The sequence below is a fragment of the Amycolatopsis sp. NPDC049691 genome (assembly GCF_040675005.1).
Taxonomy (GTDB): domain Bacteria; phylum Actinomycetota; class Actinomycetes; order Mycobacteriales; family Pseudonocardiaceae; genus Amycolatopsis.
In genome coordinates this window covers 166,150-185,462 of sequence record NZ_JBFANX010000011.1, presented here as the reverse complement: position 1 = coordinate 185,462, position 19,313 = coordinate 166,150, and the positions used below count along the sequence as shown (strand labels likewise).

At 71.7% G+C, this 19,313-nt stretch carries 25 protein-coding genes and 1 riboswitch; of the genes, 17 read left to right on the top strand and 8 right to left on the bottom strand.

The genetic code is table 11. From position 1 onward, the window contains the following. Positions 1-29: 29 nt before the first annotated feature. Genes AB0J40_RS25520 through AB0J40_RS25505 form a run of 4 tightly spaced genes read right to left on the bottom strand, consistent with a single transcriptional unit; the run spans position 30 to position 2,726 of the window. Positions 30-1,079 carry a GTP-binding protein gene (locus tag AB0J40_RS25520; RefSeq protein WP_364457165.1) on the bottom strand — a complete coding sequence of 350 codons (1,050 nt, stop codon included), beginning with the start codon at positions 1,077-1,079 and terminating at the stop codon, positions 30-32. Next, positions 1,076-1,225 carry a 50S ribosomal protein L32 gene (rpmF, locus tag AB0J40_RS25515; RefSeq protein WP_364457163.1) on the bottom strand — a complete coding sequence of 50 codons (150 nt, stop codon included), beginning with the start codon at positions 1,223-1,225 and terminating at the stop codon, positions 1,076-1,078. Before rpmF ends, AB0J40_RS25520 begins: the two co-directional genes overlap by 4 nt. Further along, positions 1,225-1,479, bottom strand: coding sequence for a type B 50S ribosomal protein L31 (locus AB0J40_RS25510; RefSeq protein ID WP_364457161.1), 255 nt, complete (start codon positions 1,477-1,479; stop codon positions 1,225-1,227). Before AB0J40_RS25510 ends, rpmF begins: the two co-directional genes overlap by 1 nt. Beyond that, the gene (locus AB0J40_RS25505) at positions 1,476-2,726 is read right to left on the bottom strand and encodes a GTP-binding protein (RefSeq protein WP_364457160.1); all 1,251 of its coding nucleotides are present in this window, start codon (positions 2,724-2,726) and stop codon (positions 1,476-1,478) included. Before AB0J40_RS25505 ends, AB0J40_RS25510 begins: the two co-directional genes overlap by 4 nt. Before the next feature lie 79 nt (positions 2,727-2,805). On the opposite strand from AB0J40_RS25505, the gene rpmB reads away from it, so the two are divergent. The 5 genes from rpmB (at position 2,806) to cobA (ending at position 5,077) form a co-directional block, all read left to right on the top strand. Next, on the top strand, positions 2,806-3,042 hold the full coding sequence (rpmB, locus tag AB0J40_RS25500) for a 50S ribosomal protein L28 (RefSeq protein ID WP_364457158.1): 237 nt from the start codon (positions 2,806-2,808) through the stop codon (positions 3,040-3,042). Next, entirely contained in the window at positions 3,042-3,209 is a 168-nt protein-coding gene (gene rpmG, locus AB0J40_RS25495; RefSeq protein WP_086678646.1) for a 50S ribosomal protein L33, read from the top strand. The genes rpmB and rpmG overlap by 1 nt, the downstream gene beginning before the upstream one ends. After that, positions 3,209-3,514 carry a 30S ribosomal protein S14 gene (gene rpsN, locus AB0J40_RS25490; protein WP_364457156.1) on the top strand — a complete coding sequence of 102 codons (306 nt, stop codon included), beginning with the start codon at positions 3,209-3,211 and terminating at the stop codon, positions 3,512-3,514. The genes rpmG and rpsN overlap by 1 nt, the downstream gene beginning before the upstream one ends. After that, on the top strand, positions 3,511-3,765 hold the full coding sequence (rpsR, locus tag AB0J40_RS25485) for a 30S ribosomal protein S18 (RefSeq protein ID WP_364457154.1): 255 nt from the start codon (positions 3,511-3,513) through the stop codon (positions 3,763-3,765). Before rpsN ends, rpsR begins: the two co-directional genes overlap by 4 nt. A gap of 85 nt (positions 3,766-3,850) precedes the next feature. Next, complete coding sequence (gene cobA, locus AB0J40_RS25480) at positions 3,851-5,077, top strand: uroporphyrinogen-III C-methyltransferase (RefSeq protein WP_364457152.1); 1,227 nt, start codon at positions 3,851-3,853, stop codon at positions 5,075-5,077. A 67-nt stretch (positions 5,078-5,144) separates the two neighbouring features. Here the strand turns inward: cobA and AB0J40_RS25475 are convergent, their stop codons facing one another. Further along, on the bottom strand, positions 5,145-6,023 hold the full coding sequence (locus AB0J40_RS25475) for an alpha/beta fold hydrolase (protein ID WP_364457150.1): 879 nt from the start codon (positions 6,021-6,023) through the stop codon (positions 5,145-5,147). Positions 6,024-6,160: 137 nt separating this feature from the next. Here AB0J40_RS25475 and AB0J40_RS25470 point away from each other — a divergent pair, with 137 nt between their 5' ends. Further along, positions 6,161-7,003, top strand: a complete 843-nt coding sequence (locus AB0J40_RS25470; protein WP_364457148.1) for a crotonase/enoyl-CoA hydratase family protein — start codon at positions 6,161-6,163, stop codon at positions 7,001-7,003. A gap of 13 nt (positions 7,004-7,016) precedes the next feature. Then, a complete protein-coding gene (locus AB0J40_RS25465; RefSeq protein WP_364457146.1) occupies positions 7,017-8,720 on the top strand; it encodes an AMP-binding protein in 1,704 nt (567 codons plus the stop codon). A 96-nt stretch (positions 8,721-8,816) separates the two neighbouring features. Here the strand turns inward: AB0J40_RS25465 and AB0J40_RS25460 are convergent, their stop codons facing one another. Both AB0J40_RS25460 and AB0J40_RS25455 read right to left on the bottom strand, forming a co-directional pair. After that, positions 8,817-9,221, bottom strand: a complete 405-nt coding sequence (locus AB0J40_RS25460) for a hypothetical protein (protein WP_364457144.1) — start codon at positions 9,219-9,221, stop codon at positions 8,817-8,819. A 34-nt stretch (positions 9,222-9,255) separates the two neighbouring features. Then, positions 9,256-9,765, bottom strand: a complete 510-nt coding sequence (locus AB0J40_RS25455) for a hypothetical protein (protein WP_364457319.1) — start codon at positions 9,763-9,765, stop codon at positions 9,256-9,258. Positions 9,766-10,081: 316 nt separating this feature from the next. Here AB0J40_RS25455 and AB0J40_RS25450 point away from each other — a divergent pair, with 316 nt between their 5' ends. The 8 genes from AB0J40_RS25450 (at position 10,082) to trxA (ending at position 14,556) form a co-directional block, all read left to right on the top strand. Further along, positions 10,082-10,312, top strand: coding sequence for a hypothetical protein (locus AB0J40_RS25450; RefSeq protein ID WP_364457142.1), 231 nt, complete (start codon positions 10,082-10,084; stop codon positions 10,310-10,312). Positions 10,313-10,325: 13 nt separating this feature from the next. Further along, entirely contained in the window at positions 10,326-10,952 is a 627-nt protein-coding gene (locus AB0J40_RS25445) for a CDP-alcohol phosphatidyltransferase family protein (protein WP_364457140.1), read from the top strand. Positions 10,953-11,216: 264 nt separating this feature from the next. Beyond that, positions 11,217-11,603, top strand: a complete 387-nt coding sequence (gene gcvH / locus AB0J40_RS25440; RefSeq protein WP_364457138.1) for a glycine cleavage system protein GcvH — start codon at positions 11,217-11,219, stop codon at positions 11,601-11,603. 115 nt (positions 11,604-11,718) lie between these two features. Continuing rightward, entirely contained in the window at positions 11,719-12,189 is a 471-nt protein-coding gene (gene garA / locus AB0J40_RS25435) for a glycogen accumulation regulator GarA (protein ID WP_086679381.1), read from the top strand. Beyond that, the gene (locus AB0J40_RS25430; protein ID WP_364457136.1) at positions 12,186-12,932 is read left to right on the top strand and encodes a MerR family transcriptional regulator; all 747 of its coding nucleotides are present in this window, start codon (positions 12,186-12,188) and stop codon (positions 12,930-12,932) included. Before garA ends, AB0J40_RS25430 begins: the two co-directional genes overlap by 4 nt. 216 nt (positions 12,933-13,148) lie before the next feature. Further along, positions 13,149-13,622, top strand: a complete 474-nt coding sequence (locus AB0J40_RS25425) for a bifunctional nuclease family protein (RefSeq protein WP_009078856.1) — start codon at positions 13,149-13,151, stop codon at positions 13,620-13,622. Between the two features lie 182 nt (positions 13,623-13,804). After that, on the top strand, positions 13,805-14,200 hold the full coding sequence (locus AB0J40_RS25420) for a MerR family transcriptional regulator (RefSeq protein ID WP_364457134.1): 396 nt from the start codon (positions 13,805-13,807) through the stop codon (positions 14,198-14,200). 11 nt (positions 14,201-14,211) lie between these two features. Next, on the top strand, positions 14,212-14,556 hold the full coding sequence (gene trxA / locus AB0J40_RS25415; protein WP_364457132.1) for a thioredoxin: 345 nt from the start codon (positions 14,212-14,214) through the stop codon (positions 14,554-14,556). Here trxA and AB0J40_RS25410 read toward each other — a convergent pair. Next, entirely contained in the window at positions 14,537-15,148 is a 612-nt protein-coding gene (locus AB0J40_RS25410) for a TetR/AcrR family transcriptional regulator (protein ID WP_364457317.1), read from the bottom strand. The two genes, trxA and AB0J40_RS25410, sit on opposite strands and share 20 nt — an antisense overlap. A 299-nt stretch (positions 15,149-15,447) precedes the next feature. Between AB0J40_RS25410 and AB0J40_RS25405 the strand changes: the two genes are divergently transcribed. Together AB0J40_RS25405 and gcvP are read left to right on the top strand one after the other, a co-directional pair. Continuing rightward, positions 15,448-16,026 carry a MerR family transcriptional regulator gene (locus AB0J40_RS25405; protein ID WP_308210239.1) on the top strand — a complete coding sequence of 193 codons (579 nt, stop codon included), beginning with the start codon at positions 15,448-15,450 and terminating at the stop codon, positions 16,024-16,026. Between the two features lie 42 nt (positions 16,027-16,068). Next, positions 16,069-16,167: riboswitch (glycine riboswitch) on the top strand. 170 nt (positions 16,168-16,337) lie between these two features. Beyond that, entirely contained in the window at positions 16,338-19,214 is a 2,877-nt protein-coding gene (gene gcvP / locus AB0J40_RS25400) for an aminomethyl-transferring glycine dehydrogenase (RefSeq protein ID WP_364457130.1), read from the top strand. Positions 19,215-19,313: the final 99 nt, after the last annotated feature.

Genomic DNA, 19,313 nt, shown 5'->3' with positions numbered 1-19,313 from the left:
CAACTCGGACGTTTCGCCCGGTCGGCTGCTTAGTGGACGTGCACGGGCTCCCACTCGGGGAACGGGTCCGGCCCGTTTGCCTCTCCGAGGCAGCCGCGCAGGGCCGCGAGGAGCGCCTCTCCGGCCAGGTCCACGCCGATGAACACCAGTTCCTGCCGCGGTTCCGCGGCCACCCCCTGCGGCTCGAACCGCACCACCGCGCCGGCCTGGGACCACAGCCCGGTCACCCCGGGTCGGGACGCCAGCGCGAAGAACCCCTTGCTCCGCAACACAGTCCCGAACTCGCCCGAGTCGAGCCGCCGCGTCACGAAGTCCCACAGCGCCACCGGGTCGAACGCCCGCGCGGCGCGGAAGACGACGCTGGAGATGCCGTACTCCTCGGTCTCCGGCACGTGGTCGCCGTTCAGCTCGGCCACCCAGCCGGGCGCCTCCTGAGCCCGTTCGGCGTCGTACCGGCCGGTCCCGAAGACCCGGTCGAGGGGCACCTTCCCGAAGCTGCCGGTGACGACGTCCGCGGCGGGGTTGAGCCGCCGCAGCATCGCCACCAGGCGGTCGGCGTCGGGGACGAGGTCCGTCTTGTTGAGCAGCAGGACGTCGGCGAACTCGACCTGGTCGATCAGCAGGTCGCCGACCGTCCGCTCGTCGCCTTCGTACTGGTCGAGCCGGCGCTCCACGAGGGAGTCGCCGCCGGCCAGTTCGCGGGCGAAGCTCGCCGCGTCCACCACGGTCACCATGGTGTCGAGGTGGGCGACGCCGTCCAGGAACGTGAACGTCGCCGCCACCGGCATCGGCTCGGAAATCCCGCTCGACTCGATCAGGACGTGGTCGAAGCGGTCGTCCGAGCAGAGCGCGGCCACCTCTTCGAGGAGATCCTCCCGCAGGGTGCAGCAGATGCACCCGTTGGTCAGCTCGACGAGGCGCTCGCGCGAACGCACGAGCGCCGCGTCGATGTTGACCTCGCTCATGTCGTTGACGATCACCGCGACCCGCAGCCCCGCCCGGTTGGCGAGGATGTGGTTGAGCAGAGTCGTCTTGCCCGCGCCGAGGAAACCGGACAGCACCGTGACCGGAACGGTCACGAGTGGAAGTGCCGCATCAGCCGGCGCGGAACCAGCCGGACCTCGCCGCCGACCTTGATCGGCACCAGGTCCGGCACCGCCGCCTTCCACTGCGACCGCCGGGAGCGGGTGTTGCTGCGCGACTTCTTCCGCTTGGGGACGGCCATCAGCGCGTCCCCCGCTTCCCGTAGCGGCGGTGGAACTTCTCGACCTGGCCGGCGCTGTCCATGATCCGCTGGGTGCCGGTCCAGAACGGGTGCGACCACGAGCTGATGTCGACCATGACGAGCGGGTAGGTGTTCCCGTCGGTCCACTCGATCGTCTTGTCGGAGGTGATGGTCGAGCGGGTCAGGAAACCGTCGCCGGTGGACGAGTCCTTGAACACCACGGGGTGGTAATCGGGGTGGATTCCGGTCTTCACTGGTCTTCCTTTCGGTTCGCCGCGGTCGCGTCGTGCCGCGCCGGGTCGGGTTCGGCGTCCTCGCACGGTTCTTCGTGCCAGTCGCCGAACGGGTCGGGGTAGCGCGCCCACGCCTCGGGTCCTGCCGCGAGTTCCTCTTCGGTCAGTAGAGCGCCGCGCAGGGCCGCATCGATCTCGTCGGGCGTTGTCTGGTCCGTCACGACGACGAGCTCCTGCGCGCGGTCGCCGTGCACCGGGTGCCACCGCAGGGACGCCAGCGTCCGGCGCTCGGGGGAGACGTCCGTCCACTCCGGACCGTCCGGGGCGGCGAGCCACGGCCCGGCGTGGCCGATGCCCAGCCCGCCGCCCGCCGACTCGATCCAGAACGCGACGTCCGGCCGGCTCGCCACCCACGCGCGCCCGCGGGTCCGGACGACGCCGTCGAGCAGCACGTCCAGCGCGTCGTGCAGCCGCTCGGGGTGGAATGGCCGCTGCGCGGTGAAGGTGACCAGCCCGATGCCGCAGTCGACGTGCACCGGCGGCTCGCCGCGCAGGAGGGCGCCGTGCATGTCGGAGACCTCGCCGCGGCGGGCGTCCGCGGGCACGGCGTCGAGCACGCTGTGCCCGTCGATCCGGGTCAGCTCGACCCGCGGGACGGACGGCGCGACCCGGTCGAGGACCGCGGCCGCCTTCGCGGCGGTCCACGCGTCGGGGGCCGCGCCGGCCAGCACCAGGACGTCGGCGAACTCGGCCTGCGAGAGCGCCACCTGGGCGACCGTGCGCTCGTCCTCGGGGCTGGCCTGCAGGTTCCGTTCGGCCAGGACGTCGTCGCCGGTCGCGTCGGCGAGGAAGGTCGCGCAGTCGACGACGGTGAGCACCGCGCGCAGGTCGACGTCGTCGCGCACCGGGTGGTCGCCGACCAGGACGTTGCGGATCGCCCAGCTCACCGGTTCCGGCTCCATGGCCTCGTCGAGCCGGACGACGATCCGGCGCACCTGCGGCATCCGCGCGAGGCGCCGCAGCAGCGGGAGCAGGTCTTCGCGCAGCGTGCAGGACACGCAGCCGTGCGCCGGCTCGAGCACGGTCAGCTGGTCGCGCTGCTCGAGCCGCAGCCGGCGGCGGACGACGCCGGAGTGGATCTCGCGCAGGTCGTGGTGGACGACGGCGGTGCCGGGCTCGGCCACGCGCAGCAGTTCGGCCAGCGCGGCGTTCGGGCCCGGGGCGAGCCCGCTCACGAGGACGAGCGGGACGCGGGGGTGGTGGGTCACTTGCGCTCCAGGAATACGGGCGGGGTACGGTGCGTCAGAGTAAATGAAAACGACAACCACTATCAACTAGGGAGGTCCCGTGTCCGCCGTGTGCCAGGTCACCGGCCGCAAGCCGGGCTTCGGCAAGCAGGTCTCGCGCTCGCACCGCCGCACGTCCCGGCGCTGGGAGCCGAACCTGCAGAACCGTCGCTACTTCGTGCCCGGTGAAGGCCGCTGGGTGCGGCTGCGCGTCTCCGCCAAGGGCATGAAGACGATCGACAAGCGCGGCATCGAGGCCGTCGTGGCCGAACTGAAGGCAAGGGGAGTGAAGCTGTAATGGCGAAGAGCACCGACGTCCGCCCGATCATCAAGCTGCGGTCCACCGCGGGTACGGGCTTCACGTACGTCACGAAGAAGAACCGGCGGAACGACCCCGACCGGATGGTCCTGCGCAAGTACGACCCGGTCGCGCGCAAGCACGTCGAGTTCAAGGAAGAGCGCTGATGGCCAAGAAGTCGATGATCGCGAAGAACGAGCAGCGGAAGGTGGTCGCGGCGCGGTACGTCGAACGGTGGCGCTCGTTGAAGGCGGTCATCGCGTCGCCGTCGGCGTCCCCGGAGGAGAAGGCTTCGGCGGTGGTCGCGCTGCAGAAGCTGCCGCGTGACGCGAGCCCGACGCGCATCCGCAACCGCGACGCCGCCGACGGGCGCCCCCGCGGCTACCTGCGGAAGTTCGGGCTGTCCCGGGTGAAGGTGCGGGCGGCCGCCCATCGGGGCGAGCTGCCCGGCGTCACGAAGTCGAGCTGGTGAGCGGGATGCCGAAGCCGAACCGGGACCGCCCGGGCAAGCGCAAGGTGAACCTGTTGCACGCCAACCGGATCACCGAGGTCGACTGGAAGGACGTCGATCTGCTCCGGAAGTTCATTTCGGACCGGGGCAAGATCCGCGCCCGCCGCGTGACGGGGCTGACCCCGCAGCAGCAGAAGCGGGTCGCGACGGCGATCAAGAACGCGCGGGAGATGGCCCTGCTGCCGTACCCGGCACCGGGCCGGACCAGCTGACGGCGTCACGCCACCCGGGAGGTTCCCGGGTGGCGTGACCCACGCTGGGCTGGCGCACGGGTGGACCGCCAATAAACTCCCGCCCATGGACGACCCGCACTACCTTTCCGGCCTCCAGCTCACCGGCCGCCGCGTTGTCGTGTTCGGCGGCGGCACCGTGGCGCAACGGCGGCTACCGCGGCTGATCAGCGCGGGCGCGCGCATCGAACTGGTGTCGCCGCACACGACGCCGTCGGTGCAGGGGATGGCGGACGCGGGCGAGCTGGTCTGGCACCAGCGCGGCTACACCGAGGGTGACCTTCGGGCTGCTTGGTACGCCCTGGCCTGCACGAACGACCCCGAGGTGAACGCGGCGATCTGCGCCGAGGCCGAGCGCGAGCGGGTCTTCTGCGTCCGCGCCGACGAGGGCGAGTCCGGTTCCGCGGTCACCCCGGCGTCCGGCAGGCACGGCGGCCTGCTGTTCGGCGTCCTGTCCGGCGGCGAGCCGCTGCGCTCCGCGGCCGTCCGCGACTCGATGCTCGACGGCCTCCACAACGGCACGATCGAAGACGGCCGTCAGCCGCACCCCGAGGGCACCCTGCCCGGGGTGGCCCTGGTCGGCGGCGGCCCGGGCGACCCGGAGCTGATCACGGTCCGCGGCCGCCGGCTGCTCTCGCGCGCCGACGTCGTCGTGGTCGATCGCCTGGGGCCGCGCGAGCTGCTCGACGAGCTCGCCCCCGAGGTCGAGGTCGTCGACGCCGCGAAGATCCCCTACGGCCGGGCGGCCAGCCAGGACGTCATCAACCAGACGCTGATCGAGAAGGCCAAGGAAGGCAAGTTCGTGGTCCGCCTCAAGGGCGGCGACCCGTACCTGTTCGGCCGCGGCTTCGAAGAGGTGCTGGCCTGCGCCGAGGCGGGCGTCCCGGTGACGATGGTCCCGGGCATCACGAGCGCGTTCGCGGTCCCGGCGGTGGCGGACGTCCCGGTCACGCACCGCGGCGTCGCCCACGAGGTGGTGGTGGTCTCCGGCCACGTCGCCCCGGGCGACGACCGGTCGCTGGTCGACTGGGAGCTGCTGGCCCGGATGCGCGGCACGATCGTGCTGATGATGGGCGTGGAGCGGCTGCCGCAGTTCGCGAAGGCCCTGCTGGACGGCGGCCGCCCGGCGGACACCCCGGTGGCGATCGTCGAGGACGGCACCATGCGCACCCAGCGCACCCTGCGGTCCACATTGGACACGGTGGTCACGGACGCGGCGGCTTCGGGCGTCCGCCCGCCGGCGATCATCGTGATCGGCCCGGTGGCCGGGCTCGCTCCGGTTCGCGCTTCCTGAGGGGCGCGGCGGCGGTGAGGATCGCGCGGCCGGTCCGCCGGCCCCGGTCACCCACACCAGCGGCAGCTCAGTCCTCGTAGCAGCTCGCCGCGAAGTCCCGGATCGCGTCGGACAGCCGGGTCGGGTCGAACCTCAGCTCCACCGGGCTGCGGGCCTGGACGAACTCCGCGTCCGGCATGTCGATCGCGAGGGTGTCCGCGTCGCCGAACGGGTGGATCGGGTCGCCCTGGTGGCCGATCACCAGCGCCCGCGTCGTGATCTTGCGGCGGACCGACTTCGGCGGCGCGATCCGGCCGAACAGCACCCCGTGCAGCAGCGCCGCCATCGGCGCGGGACGCTGCGAGAGCGTGTCGGTCACGACGTCGACCCACTGGTTGCCGTGCGGCACCAGGGACGCCGCCAGCGCCACCGCCTGGACCGTCACCGGCAGGAACCGGGCCGCCATCAGCAGCGGCGCGAACGTGATCAGCCCCGCCACGATCGCGTTGTCCAGCACCGGCATCTCGACGATCAGCCCGCGCACCCGCGAAGGGTCCTTGACCGCGACTTCCAGCGAGACGTTCGCGCCCAGCGACGTCCCGCCGATGACGGCCGAGGAGACCTCCAGGTGGTCCAGCAGCGCGAGGGTCTGCTCCGCGAACGACGGCATCGAGTAGAGCCACGACTCGGTCGGCCGGTCGGAGTCGCCGTGGCCGAGCAGGTCGAGCGTGACCACCCGGAACCCCGCGCGGGCCAGCCGGCGCGCGAGGGGCGCGTGCATCCGGCGGGTCAGCATGATGCCGTGGGTGAGCACGACGACGCGGTCGCCGCTGCCGAACTCCGTGTACCAGAGCCGGTGCCCCTCGTGCTCGAACGAGCCGGTCAGCTCGATCGGGCGGGACGCGCGCCGCGCCGGGGCGGCGGGGGGATCGGGCTCGATCGCGGTCGCGCTGCCGGCCGGGCTCATGTCCCACCGTCCTTCCCTGTGTCGTGATCGCCTGCGTTCAGGAAAACATCCCCTGACCACGTTGGCACAGTGACTCGCGCGTCAGTTGACAAGGCGCCAATGGCGGCCCGGCGCGGTCATGGGTGAAGATGACCCCCATGACCGCTACTGCTGACAGCTTGCCCGACCTCGTCTCCCTGAAGGTCGACGTCGCCGGCCCCGTGGCCGAAGTGACGCTTCTCGGCCCGTCGAAGGGCAACGCGATGGGCCCGGACTTCTGGCGCGAGCTGCCGCTGGTCTTCCGCGCGCTGGACGCCGACCCGCAGGTCAGGGCGGTCGTGCTGACCGGTGGCGGCAAGCACTTCTCCTACGGCCTCGACCTGCCGGCGATGATGGGCGACTGGGCGCCGATGCTCGGCGGCGAGAACCTGGCCGGCCCGCGGACGGCCTTCCTCGACCAGGTCCGGTCGCTGCAGGCGGCGGTCAGCTCGATCGCGGAATGCCGCAAACCGGTCGTAGCGGCCGTTTCGGGCTGGTGCATCGGCGGCGGGGTCGACGTCGTCGCGGCCGCGGACGTCCGGCTGGCCAGCGCGGACGCCAAGTTCAGCGTCCGCGAGGTGCGTGTCGCCATCGTGGCCGACCTCGGGAGCCTCCAGCGGCTCGCCTCGATCATCGGCGAGGGCCACCTGCGGGAGCTGGCCCTGACCGGCAAGGACATCGACGCCGCGCGCGCCGAGAAGATCGGGCTCGTCAACGACGTCTACGCCGACCAGGACGCGCTGCTGCAGGCCGCGCGGGAACTCGCCGGGGAGATCGCTGCGAACCCGCCGCTCGTGGTGCAGGGTACGAAGCAGGTACTGGCGACGAACACCGAGCGCCAGGTCGCCGACGGCCTCCGGTACGTCGCGGCGTGGAACTCGGCGTTCCTGCCCAGCAAGGACCTCGGCGAAGCGGTCCAGGCGTTCCTGGAGCGCCGCCCGCCGGAGTTCAAGGGCGAGTAACTAGGAGGCAGCCGTGACCGCTTCGGAGGTCCACCACGCGTTCCGCGTCGCGCGGGACTACCTGCAGGCCCACCGCGAGGACTACGAGACGGCCTACCGCGACTTCGCGTGGCCGGAGCTCGACGAGTTCAACTGGGCGATCGACTGGTTCGACGTCGTCGCGCACGACCCGGACAACGCCGAGCGGTACGCGCTGTGGATCGTCGAGGAGGACGGCAGCGAGAACCGCTGGACCTACCCGGAGATGTCCGGCCGGTCCAACCAGGTCGCGAACTGGCTGCGCTCGCTCGGCGTCCGCCGCGGCGACCGGCTGATCCTCATGCTGGGCAACCAGGGCGAGCTGTGGGAGACCATCCTCGCCGCGATCAAGCTCGGCGCGGTGATCATCCCGGCGTCGACGCTGCTCGGCCCGGCCGACCTGACCGACCGGGTGGAGCGCGGCGCGGCCAAGCACGTCGTGGTCCGCTCGGTGGACGCGCCGAAGTTCGCCGACGTCGCCGGCGACTACACGCGGATCGCCGTGGGGGAGCCGGTCGAGGGCTGGGAGCGGTACTCGGCCGCGTTCGCGGAGTCCCCCGAGTTCACCCCGGACGCGCCGACGAAGGCCGGCGACCCCCTGCTGCTCTACTTCACCTCCGGCACGACGGCGAAGCCGAAGCTGGTGCAGCACACGCACGTCTCCTACCCGGTCGGCCACCTGTCCACGATGTACTGGATCGGCCTCGAACCGGGCGACGTCCACCTGAACATCTCTTCGCCGGGCTGGGCCAAGCACGCGTGGAGCAACTTCTTCGCGCCGTGGAACGCCGAGGCGACGGTGTTCCTCTACAACTACGGCCGCTTCGACGCGGCCGCGCTGATGGCGCAGATGGAACGGTGCGGTGTCACGAGCTTCTGCGCGCCGCCGACGGTGTGGCGGATGCTCATCCAGGCCGACCTGACGGCGCTGAAGACGCCGCCGAAGAAGGTCGTCGGGGCGGGGGAGCCGCTCAACCCTGAGGTGATCGAGCAGGTCCGGAAGTCGTGGGGCGTCACCATCCGCGACGGCTTCGGTCAGACGGAGAGCAGCGTCCAGATCGCCAACACGCCGGGTCAGGACGTCGTGCCCGGCTCGATGGGCCGCCCGCTGCCCGGGTTCGTGGTGGCGCTGGTCGACCCGGTGTCCGGGAAGCGCGCTTCGGAAGGCGAGATCTGCCTCGACCTGCAGCACCGCCCGGTGGGGCTGATGACGGGCTACGCGGACGACGACGAGCGCACGTCGGCCGCCTTCGCGGACGGCTTCTACCACACCGGCGACGTCGGCTCGATCGACGAACGCGGCTACATCACCTACGTCGGGCGCACGGACGACGTGTTCAAGGCGTCGGACTACCGGATCTCGCCGTTCGAGCTGGAGAGCGTGCTGATCGAGCACGAGGCCGTGGCGGAGGCGGCGGTGGTCCCGGCACCGGACCCGATCCGGCTCGCGGTGCCCAAGGCGTACGTCGTGCTGGCGTCGGGCTTCTCGCCGGACGCCGCGACGGCGCGATCGATCCTCGCGTACTGCCGCGAGCACCTGGCGCCGTACAAGCGGATCCGGCGGCTGGAGTTCGCGGAGCTGCCGAAGACGATCTCGGGCAAGATCCGCCGCGTCGAGCTGCGGGGCCGCGAGAACGACCCGGCCCGCGGGGCCGGCACGGAGTTCCGCGAGGAGGACTTCCCCGACCTCAAGTCCTGACCGCCGGAGCGCCCCAATGTGGCCTTGGTTGCGTCTCACGCACCCAATGTGGCCTTCGGTGCGTCACACGCACCGAAGGCCACATTGGGGCGCTGGTCAGCCGCGGGTGCCCTCGACCTGGCGGCCGTCCTCGGTCGAGCACGCCGTCACCGGGTCGCCGGCGCCGCTGCCGCACGTCCATTCGCCGAGGACGATCGGGCCCGGGCCGTCGGCGTCGTTCGCGTCGGCCGGCGTCAGCTTCGCGAAGTAGTCCTTCAGCAGCTCGGTCGCCGCGGCGCAGTCGACCTGGCCGTGCGCGACGACCGCCGTCTTCGCGCCGCCCGTGCCGGTGACGTCGCCGCACGGCACGCCGGGTGCCGTCGACCCGGCCGCCGCGGCCGCGGCGGGGACCGGCGCGGGCTCGCCGGAGGACGGCGCGGCGGGCACAGGGTCACCGCCGCCGCAGCCGGCCAGGAGGGCGGTCGCGGCGACGAGCAGCAGGGGGTAGGCGAATGTCTTCATGGGCCCTTCAGGAGCGGGAACGGATCGGGAGGGGTCACTCGGAGGGCACGACGGCGGCGAACACCGTCTGCTCGCCCTTCGTGCAGGTGGTGCCGCCCTGCGCGGCGGGCGGCCCGGAGGTGCACAGCCAGCCGTCGACGGTCTCGTTCACCGCGTCGTTCGAGCCGGCGCCCTGGCGCCCGGCGATCTTGCGGTGGAAGTCGCCGACGAGCTTCGTCGCCGCGGCGCAGCTGACGCCGGCCGAGCCGCTGTCGAACACGTAGAGCGTCAGCCCGCTGGCGGCGGTCACCGTGCCGCAGGACCCGGGCACCGACGGCGGCGCCCCGGACGGCTTCGTCACCGGCGCGGGCGCGGACGAGCTGTCGCCGGCGGGCGGCGGCGGGGGAGCGGTGGTCGAGGCCGACGCCACCGCGGACGTCGAAGAGGGGGCCGACGGGACCGGGGCCGGCGCGGCCGGCTCGCCGGAGCAGGCCGCGAGCGCGGGTACGGCGAGGCAGGCGGCGAGCAGCGGCCGCCACGTCCTCGTGGTGGTCGGGTGGGGCACCGCGATCGTTTCCTCCCCGGTCAGGTGGACCCGGTCATTCTGGCCCATCCGGGGCGGGGCGCCGTGGAGCGGCTCGCCCACAGGTGTGCCGCAGATTACTCCAGCCGGGTGGCGACCGGTCACGGTGGGCACTCCCTCACCGTCCACAGTGGACGATTAACATTCCGTTCACGCTCCGAAACCTCACGCTGCCATCAAGAATCGATCGGTCTAATTCCGGCCGCGCCCGTTAACGATCCGGCTCCGCGTGCCGAAGATCTTGGTGGAGGCCGACGAGCTTCCCGTCCCCGACACCCGTCCCGAGCCCGTGAGAGCGATGAACTCCGACGCTGTGACCAGCCCCGAAACCAGCACCGCCGAGACCACCGGCCCGGCCGGCCCGCCGACCGTCCCCAGCAGCGTCGTCTGGTGCTGCGGGCGGCCGTACGTCCTGGAGGCGCGCCCCGGCCGCACCCGCTGGATCGGCACCGACTACCGGGGCCGTCCCGAGGCGCTGAGCAGCGCCGAACTGCAGCGGCGCGGCTGGAGCCGCCGCCGCGCCTGCTGACTACGCTGGGCGGGTGAGCACAGCCGCACCCGAACCAGCCGCTCAGGCGAGCGCCGCCGAGCCGTCCCTGCTGAAGCAGGCGTTCAACGTCCCCAACATGCTGTCGCTGCTGCGGCTCGCCGGCGTCCCGGTGTTCCTGTGGCTGCTGCTGGGGCCGGAGGAGGACGGCTGGGCGCTCGCGCTGCTGGTGTTCAGCGCGCTGACCGACTGGCTCGACGGCAAGCTGGCCCGCTGGCTCAACCAGATGTCCCGGCTCGGCCAGCTGCTCGACCCGGCGGCCGACCGGCTCTACATCCTCGCGACGCTGATCGCGTTCCTGGTCCGCGGCATCATCCCGTGGTGGGTGGTGGTGCCGCTGGTGCTGCGCGAAGCGGTGCTGGGGGTGTGCGTGGTCGTGCTGCGCCGCCGCGGCTTCGCCCCACCGGAGGTGACGTACATCGGCAAGGGCGCGACGTTCGTGCTGATGTACGCGTTCCCGTTCCTGCTGCTCGCGCAGGGCGGCTCGGACGTGGCGGCGGTGGCCCGGCCGATCGGCTACGCGTTCACCATCTGGGGTGCGGTCCTGTACGTGTGGTCGGGCGTGCTGTACGTGGTCCAGGCGCGCAACGCCCTGCGCGGGGTCGCCGCTCAGGAGGAGTGAGGCCCGGGCCGGTCCGCGCCGGCCCACGCTCCGCGCCGCTGCCTGCCGGGCGGCCACTGCCTGCCAGGCCGCCGCAGGGGCGCCCGGGTTCCGGCCTGCCGCGCGCCCACCGTCCCCCGCGTGGCCCAGCCGTAGCCGGCCTCGCCAAGCCCCGCCGGCGACTCAGCGCCACCTTTTCCCGGCCCGTGCCGGGCGGCTGCGCCGTGTGGGTGTAAGACTTCGCCCAGCACGTTTCGCCAGTGAGGGCATGAAAGGGGACCGCTGGTGTCCGCTCCAGAAGAGCTTCGCTACACCGAGGAACACGAGTGGGTCGCCACCCGCGGCGAGGACACCCTCGTCCGCATCGGCATCACCGAGTACGCCCAGGACCAGCTCGGCGACGTCGTCTTCGTCGACCTGCCCGAGGTCGGCCGCCAGGTGAGCGCGGGCGACGTGTTCGGCGAGGTCGAGTCGACCAAGAGCGTTTCCGAGCTGTTCGCGCCCGTCGACGGCGAGGTCGTGGCGGTGAACGACGCCGTCGCCGACTCGCCCGAGCTGATCAACAGCGACCCCTACGGCGAGGGCTGGCTCATCGAGATCCGGCTCGACGACCCGGCGGGCCTGGAAGCCCTGCTCGAAGCCGAGGCGTACGACGCTCTGACCAACGGCTGAAGCCCGCTCCGCCGGTTCGGGGAGCCGGGGCTCGGAGAATCGATCAGGCACGGTACGTTGGCAGCTACACGTTCTTGAGTACTAGGCATCACAGCATGTGTGGAGGAGAGCTCAGGTGAGCACGAACGACGGGCCCGGCGGCGTTCCCCCGGAGCAGTCTCCGGAGCGGACCTCTGTCTTCCGGGCCGACTTCCTGGCCGAAGCCGAAGGCCACGAGCCCGCCCCGGCCGCGGAGGCGCCGGTCCAGGGTGTCGACGCCCTGCCGCCGGGTTCGGCCCTGCTGGTCGTGAAGCGCGGACCCAACGCGGGTTCGCGGTTCCTGCTCGACCGCGACACCACCAGTGCCGGGCGGCACCCGGACAGCGACATCTTCCTGGACGACGTCACGGTCTCCCGGCGGCACGCGGAGTTCCGGCGCGAGGGCGGCGAGTTCGTCGTCATCGACGTCGGCAGCCTCAACGGCACCTACGTCAACCGCGAGCCGGTCGACCAGGCCGTCCTCGCCGGCGGCGACGAGGTGCAGATCGGCAAGTTCCGCCTGGTCTTCCTGACCGGCCCGGGTCACGGGGGCCAGGGGGCGCAGTGACGGCGGCCGGGCGGCCACAGAACCACGGACTGAGCATCGGGGCGGTACTCGCGCAGCTGCGCGGGGACTTCCCCGATGTCACCATCTCCAAGATCCGGTTCCTCGAAGCGGAAGGCCTGGTCACGCCGGGCCGGACGCCCTCGGGCTACCGGCAGTTCGCCGCGGCGGACGTGGAGCGCCTGCGGTTCGTCCTGGCCGCCCAGCGGGACCACTACCTCCCGTTGAAGGTCATCAAGGAGCAGCTGGACGCGGTGGACTCGGGCGCCGAGCCCACCGCGGCCCTGCCCCGCCCGCCGCGCCGGCTGGTGCCGATCGACGCGCCGGCCGAGAACGTCGGCCTCCCCGTGGCGGACGACTTCGCCGCGGCCAAGGAGCTGCGCCTGACCCAGGAGGAGCTCCTGGAGCAGGCCGGCATCGACGCCGCCGCGCTGGCCGAGCTGCAGCAGTACGGCCTGGTCCGGCCCGGCCCCGCCGGGTTCTTCGACCCGGACGCGGTGCTGGTCGCGCGCACGGTGAAGGCGATGACCGAATTCGGTATCGAGCCGAGACACCTGCGTGCCTTCCGCGCCGCGGCCGACCGCGAGGTCGGGTTGCTGGAGCAGATCGTGACACCGGTGTATCGGCACCGTGACCCGGAAGCGAAGTCCAGGGCCGACGAGGTGGTCCGGGAGGTCGCGGCACTGTCCGTGACGCTCCACACGCTCCTCGTCAAGGCGGGAATCCGCGGCGTCACGGGGTGTTGATCCGTAACGGGGCAGTGAGATCCTCTTTGCGGTCCCATGTCAATGACTGAATGTTCGGTGCCGCATGCCGTACCGTGAAGGCAGGGGTTTGCGGCAGGCGAACCGAGATAGTCTCGACAGCGAGCACAGCGTGGGAATGACGGGTAGCGTCGGCAGTGGCGGCGCCGAGACGTTCCAGCACCTGCGCCCGCGTGCACGAGAGGGAGGCGAAGCCCGATGAGCGAAATGCGCGTCGTCGGTGTGCGGGTCGAGCTGCCCGCGAATCAGCCGATCTTGCTGCTGCGGGAGACCGAGGGTGAACGGTACCTGCCGATCTGGATCGGCTCGGTCGAAGCGACCGCCATCGCCTTGGAGCAACAGGGAGTCCGGCCCGCCCGTCCGCTCACCCATGACCTGCTGAAAGAGGTCATCGGTGCGCTCGGCCGGGAGCTCGAGCAGGTCGTCATCACCGACCTCAAGGAAGGCACGTTCTTCGCGGAACTGGTCTTCGACGGCGACATCCGGGTGTCCGCCCGGCCGAGCGACTCGGTCGCGCTGGCCCTGCGGATCGGCGTCCCCATCCACGCCGTCGACGCGGTGCTGGAAGAGGCCGGCCTGATCATCCCGGACGAGCAGGAGGACGAGGTCGAGAAGTTCCGCGAGTTCCTCGACTCGGTGTCTCCGGAAGACTTCCGCGGGGCCGACACCTGAGACGCTTCGGGCTTGGGTGGGATGTGCTCGCGTGGAGCGCTCGCCAAAGCCCTTCGCGGTTTCGTCTGGGGGTGCAACCCCCCAGACCCCGCCCGGGGGCTCGCCCCCGGACCCCCGCTTTCTCCCGCGGCAGAGCATCAGAACTTGCCTTGACGCGGACGTCAACGTCTAGCGTCGGGGGCATGCGGATCGGAGAGCTTGCGCAGCGCACGGGTGTCACCACCCGTGCGCTGCGTTTTTACGAGTCCCAGGGCCTCCTGGCGGCCCGTCGCGCGGCGAACGGCTACCGCGAGTACGACGAGGAAGACCTCCAGCTGGTCAAGGAAATCCAGACCCTGCAGACGGTCGGCCTGACCCTCGAGGAGACCCGCCCGTTCGTCGAGTGCCTGCGCAGTGGCCACGAAACCGGCGACTCCTGCGCGAGTTCGATCGAGGTCTACCGCCGCAAGCTCGAAGAAGCCGACGCGCTCCTCGCGCGGCTCGGCGGCATCCGCGGCGAGCTGGCCGCGAAACTCGCCGGCGCGCTCGCCCGGCAAGCGCCCGATCCGTGTGTCGTGCCCGCTTCCCCGCGCCCGTGAAGGAGCCCCTCGTGTCCGAAAACACCACAGTCAGCGAAGTCACCGACGCCACGTTCGCCGAGGTCGTCGGCAGCGACGTCCCCGTGCTGGTCGAGTTCTGGGCCACCTGGTGCGGCCCGTGCCGGATGGTCGGCCCGGTGCTGGAGCAGCTGGCCGCCGAGCGGGCCGGGACGCTCGCCGTCCGCAAGATCAACGCCGACGAGAACCCGGAGACCACCCGCTCCTACCAGGTCATGTCGCTGCCCACGATGATCCTCTTCCGCGGTGGCGAGCCGGTCGAGACGATCGTCGGCGCGTTCCCGAAGGCCCGCATCGAAGAGCGCCTCGACCGCGCCCTCACGGTGCCGTCGCTTTGACGAAGGTGTCCGCCACCTCGCGCCCGTAGGTCTCCAGGTCGAGCGACGGGTCGGCCGCGTACGCCGCGGCCACCCCGTCGATCGCCTGCGCGATGGACATCGCCATCACCTCCGGCGTGAACTCGCCGAACACGCCTTCGGCCTGTCCCTGCTTGAGCTGACGCGCGAGGCCGTGCACGCGCATGTCGTCGACCAGCACCTTCGTCATCACCCAGCCGTCCTCGTCGTCGGCGTTGGCCGACAGCTCGGTCAGCACGCGGACGCACTCCGGGTACGCGCGCAGGAACGCGATCGACGTCTCGATGTGCGCCCGCAGGTAACCGGGGCGGTCTGCGGGATCGAGCCCGCCGCCGGTGCGTTCCTTCAGGAACTCGTTCTTCGTCTCGACCACCGTGCTCAGCACGGCCTGCATCAGGCCGGCCTTGTTCGTGAAGTGGTACGAGATCAGCCGGGTGCTGCTGAGCCCGGCCCGCTCCTTGATCTTGGCGAACGTCGTCCGGCGGTACCCGAGGTCGGCGAGGACGCCGATGGTCGCCCCGATGATCTGCGCGCGGCGGGCCGCCTCGGTGCCGCTGAGCCCCAGTTCCGCCATGAGGTCGGTGTTTACTTGCATGAGTAAAAAGTTACTCGGCTGAGTAAATCGGCGCAACAGGTTTGAACCACTCCATCGCGGGTACGGCGAACGGTGCAAAGGCTCAGCCGACCGTTGAGGCTTGCCGCGCGTCGCGTTGACCGGCACTGTCCGGGCGCTTACCGTCGAAGGAGGTAAATCGCCACGGTGTCATTAACGGTCTGGGGCCGGATCGTGGCGGTTGATCTCCGGCGGGTCCCGCTCCTGGGGCCGTCCGGCTGTCATTCGCCGGCCGCCAGGTCGGGCGAGGGGAGGCTTGCGTGGTCGAGGCTGGTTCCGAGAAGCAGCCTGTTGAGGTCGCGAGTGGCGAGCAGGGTGAGCTGTTCCCCGACAACTCGCTGCCGGACGAGCTGGTGGGCTACCGCGGCCCGGCCGCGTGCCAGATCGCCGGGATCACCTACCGCCAGCTCGACTACTGGGCCCGGACGAAGCTGGTCGCACCCAGCATCCGCACCGCGCACGGCTCCGGCTCGCAGCGGCTGTACTCGTTCAAGGACATCCTGGTCCTCAAGGTCGTCAAGCGGCTGCTGGACACCGGGGTCTCGCTGCAGAACATCCGCGTCGCCGTCGACCACCTGCGCGTCCGCGGGGTCCGCGACCTCGCGCGCGTGACGCTGTTCTCCGACGGCACCACCGTCTACGAGTGCACCTCGCCGGAGGAGATCGTCGATCTGCTCCAGGGCGGCCAAGGCGTCTTCGGCATCGCGGTCAGCGGCGCCATGCAGGAAATCAGCGGCACCATCCACGAGTTCCCGGCCGAACGCGCCGACGGCGGCGTCGTCGAGACCCACGAACCGGACGAGCTGACCCAGCGCCGCAACGCCCGCCGGACCGGGTGATCACCGCTGCGGCGGACGGAGTAAGGTTCACCGTGCGGTCGACGAATCCGCGCGGGAGAGTCCGAGCCTCATACTGAGCTCGGCGCCGAAGGAGCAAGTCCTCCCCGGAACCTCTCAGGCACCCTGGACCGCGCGGACGAGACGCCTCTGGAAAGCGGGTCGTCAGCACACAGCCTGATGGCCCCGCCGACGGTGCAAGCCCGGTTCAACCTGCGGGCGAAACTCTCAGGCGCCCCTCGGGGTACGGACAGAGTGGGGAGGGCCAGGACAGCGAAGTCCGGGCCCAGCCCCGCCGTCCCCAGGAGGCCATCGTGGAACCGTCACTCGCCTCCCTGGAACAGGGGCTTCCCTTCGCCGACCGGCACATCGGTCCCGGCCCGGACGACCTCCGCCGCATCCTCGACGTCCTCGGCGTCGCTTCTCTCGACGAGCTCTCCGAGCGTGCCGTCCCCGAGTCGCTCCGCCGGTCCGCGCGGCCGCTCGAGCTCCCGCCCGCCGCCACCGAAGCCCAGGCGCTCGCCGAACTGCGCGAGCTCGCCGGCCGCAACCGGCCCATGGCCCAGATGATCGGCCTCGGCTACCACGACACCGTCACCCCGCCCGTCATCCGGCGGAACGTCCTCGAGAACCCCGCCTGGTACACCGCCTACACGCCCTACCAGCCGGAAATCTCCCAGGGGCGGCTCGAGGCGCTGCTCAACTTCCAGACCATGGTCGCCGACCTGACCGGCCTGCCGGTCGCCAACGCCTCGATGCTCGACGAAGCCACCGCGGCGGCCGAAGCCATGACGCTGGTGCGCCGGGCGGGCAAGGCGTCCTCGAACCGGTTCGTCGTCGACCACGACACCCTGCCGCAGACCCTCGCCGTGCTCCGCACCCGCGCCGAGCCGCTCGGCGTCGAACTGGTCGTCGAGGACCTCTCCCAGGGACTGACCGGCCTCGGCCTCGGCGGCGACTTCTTCGGCATCCTGCTGGCCTACCCCGGCGCGTCCGGCGCGGTGCGCGAACTGGACCTGACGATCGCCGACGCCAAGAAGCACGGCGCCGCGGTGATCGTCGCCGCCGACCCGCTCGCCCTGACCCTGCTGCGGCCGCCCGGCGAGCTCGGCGCCGACGTCGCCGTCGGGTCGACCCAGCGATTCGGCGTCCCGCTCGGCTTCGGCGGCCCGCACGCCGCCTACCTCGCCGTCCGGAAGGGCCTCGAGCGGCAGCTGCCGGGCCGGCTCGTCGGCGTCTCGGCCGACGCCGACGGTGCCCCCGCCTACCGGCTCGCCCTGCAGACGCGGGAGCAGCACATCCGCCGCGAGAAGGCGACGTCGAACATCTGCACCGCGCAGGTCCTGCTCGCGGTGATGGCGTCGATGTACGCGGTGTACCACGGGCCGGAGGGGCTGCGCGACATCGCCGTGCGCGCCCACCGGATGGCCACCGTGCTGGCCGCCGGCCTCTGCGAAGGCGGCGTCGACGTCGTGCACGGCGAGTTCTTCGACACGATCACCGCCGCGGTCCCGGGCCGGGCCGACGCGGTCGTCGCGGCGGCCCGCGACCTCGGCGTCAACCTCCGGCGCGTCGACGACGACCACGTCGGCGTCGCCTGCGACGAGACGACGACCCGCGAGCGGCTTTCCTGCGTGTGGAAGGCGTTCGGTGTCTCGGTGTCCGATGTGGACGGCCTCGACGCCGACACCGCGGACGCCCTCCCGGCCCCGCTGCGGCGCACCAGCAGCTTCCTCACCCACCCGGTGTTCCACACCCATCGGTCGGAAACCGCGCTGCTGCGCTACCTGCGCCGGCTGGCCGACAAGGACGTCGCCCTCGACCGCAGCATGATCCCGCTCGGCTCGTGCACCATGAAGCTCAACGCCACCGCGGAGATGGAGCCGATCACCTGGCCGGAGTTCGCCGGCCTGCACCCGTTCGCGCCCGCCGAGGACGCCGCCGGGCTGCTGGCAGTGGTCGCCGACCTGAGCGCGTGGCTCGCCCGGATCACCGGCTACGACACGGTTTCCCTGCAACCCAACGCGGGCAGCCAGGGCGAGTTCGCCGGGCTGCTGGCCATCCGCGCCTACCACCGCTCGCGCGGCGAAGGCGAGCGGAACGTCTGCCTCATCCCGGCCAGCGCGCACGGCACCAACGCGGCGAGCGCCGTGATGGCGGGCATGCGGGTGGTCGTCGTCGCCTGCGACGACGACGGGAACATCGACCTCGGCCACCTCCGGTCCACTGTGGACGACCACCGCGCCGACCTGGCCGCGATCATGATCACCTACCCGTCGACGCACGGGGTCTACGAGGACACCGTCGGCGAGGTGTGCGCGCTGGTGCACGACGCGGGCGGGCAGGTGTACGTCGACGGCGCCAACCTCAACGCGCTCATCGGCGTGGCGCAGTACGGCCGCTTCGGCGCGGACGTCTCACACCTGAACCTGCACAAGACGTTCTGCATCCCGCACGGCGGCGGCGGACCCGGCGTCGGGCCGATCGGCGTCCGCGCGCACCTGGCGCCGTTCCTGCCGAACCACCCCCTGCAGCCGGCGGCGGGCCCGGCGACCGGGGTCGGCCCGGTCAGCGCGGCGCCGTGGGGAAGCGCGTCGATCCTGCCGATCTCGTGGGCGTACGTCCGGATGATGGGGGCCGACGGCTTGCGCCGGGCGACGCTCGTGGCGGTGGCCAACGCGAACTACATCGCCCGCCGCCTCGGGGAGCACTTCCCGGTGCTGTACGCGGGCCACGGCGGGCTCGTCGCGCACGAGTGCATCCTCGACCTGCGGCCGCTGACGAAGGCGACCGGCGTGACGGTCGACGACGTGGCCAAGCGCCTGGCCGACTACGGGTTGCACGCGCCGACGATGTCGTTCCCGGTGCCGGGCACGCTGATGGTGGAGCCGACCGAGAGCGAGGACCTGGCCGAGCTGGACCGCTTCTGCGCCGCGATGATCGCGATCCGCGCGGAGATCGACCGGGTCGCGGCGGGGGAGTGGGCCCTGGCCGAGTCCCCGCTGCGGCAGGCCCCGCACACGGCCCGCTGTGTCGCCGGTGAGTGGGACCGGCCGTACAGCCGCGAGGTCGCGGTGTTCCCGGCGGGCCCGGCGGAGGCGAAGATCTGGCCTCCGGTCCGCCGCATCGACGGCGCGGCAGGCGACCGCAACCTGGTGTGTTCGTGCCCGCCCCCGGAAGCCTTCGCCTGACGGGTCGTGTGGTTGGTGAACTAGTATTTAATAAAAGAGACAAGAAACCACCCCCCCCCCCCCCCGGGCACAAAAAAAAAACACCCCCCACACCCCCAC

Bases quoted from the DNA above. Each gene is read 5' to 3' on its own strand.
- rpmF (WP_364457163.1), bottom strand. From the start codon at position 1,225: ATGGCCGTCCCCAAGCGGAAGAAGTCGCGCAGCAACACCCGCTCCCGG.
- rpmG (WP_086678646.1), top strand. From the start codon at position 3,042: ATGGCGAAGAGCACCGACGTCCGCCCGATCATCAAGCTGCGGTCCACC.
- rpsN (WP_364457156.1), top strand. From the start codon at position 3,209: ATGGCCAAGAAGTCGATGATCGCGAAGAACGAGCAGCGGAAGGTGGTC.
- cobA (WP_364457152.1), top strand. From the start codon at position 3,851: ATGGACGACCCGCACTACCTTTCCGGCCTCCAGCTCACCGGCCGCCGC.
- AB0J40_RS25475 (WP_364457150.1), bottom strand. From the start codon at position 6,023: ATGAGCCCGGCCGGCAGCGCGACCGCGATCGAGCCCGATCCCCCCGCC.
- AB0J40_RS25470 (WP_364457148.1), top strand. From the start codon at position 6,161: ATGACCGCTACTGCTGACAGCTTGCCCGACCTCGTCTCCCTGAAGGTC.
- AB0J40_RS25460 (WP_364457144.1), bottom strand. From the start codon at position 9,221: ATGAAGACATTCGCCTACCCCCTGCTGCTCGTCGCCGCGACCGCCCTC.
- AB0J40_RS25450 (WP_364457142.1), top strand. From the start codon at position 10,082: ATGAACTCCGACGCTGTGACCAGCCCCGAAACCAGCACCGCCGAGACC.
- AB0J40_RS25425 (WP_009078856.1), top strand. From the start codon at position 13,149: ATGAGCGAAATGCGCGTCGTCGGTGTGCGGGTCGAGCTGCCCGCGAAT.
- AB0J40_RS25420 (WP_364457134.1), top strand. From the start codon at position 13,805: ATGCGGATCGGAGAGCTTGCGCAGCGCACGGGTGTCACCACCCGTGCG.
- AB0J40_RS25410 (WP_364457317.1), bottom strand. From the start codon at position 15,148: ATGGCGGAACTGGGGCTCAGCGGCACCGAGGCGGCCCGCCGCGCGCAG.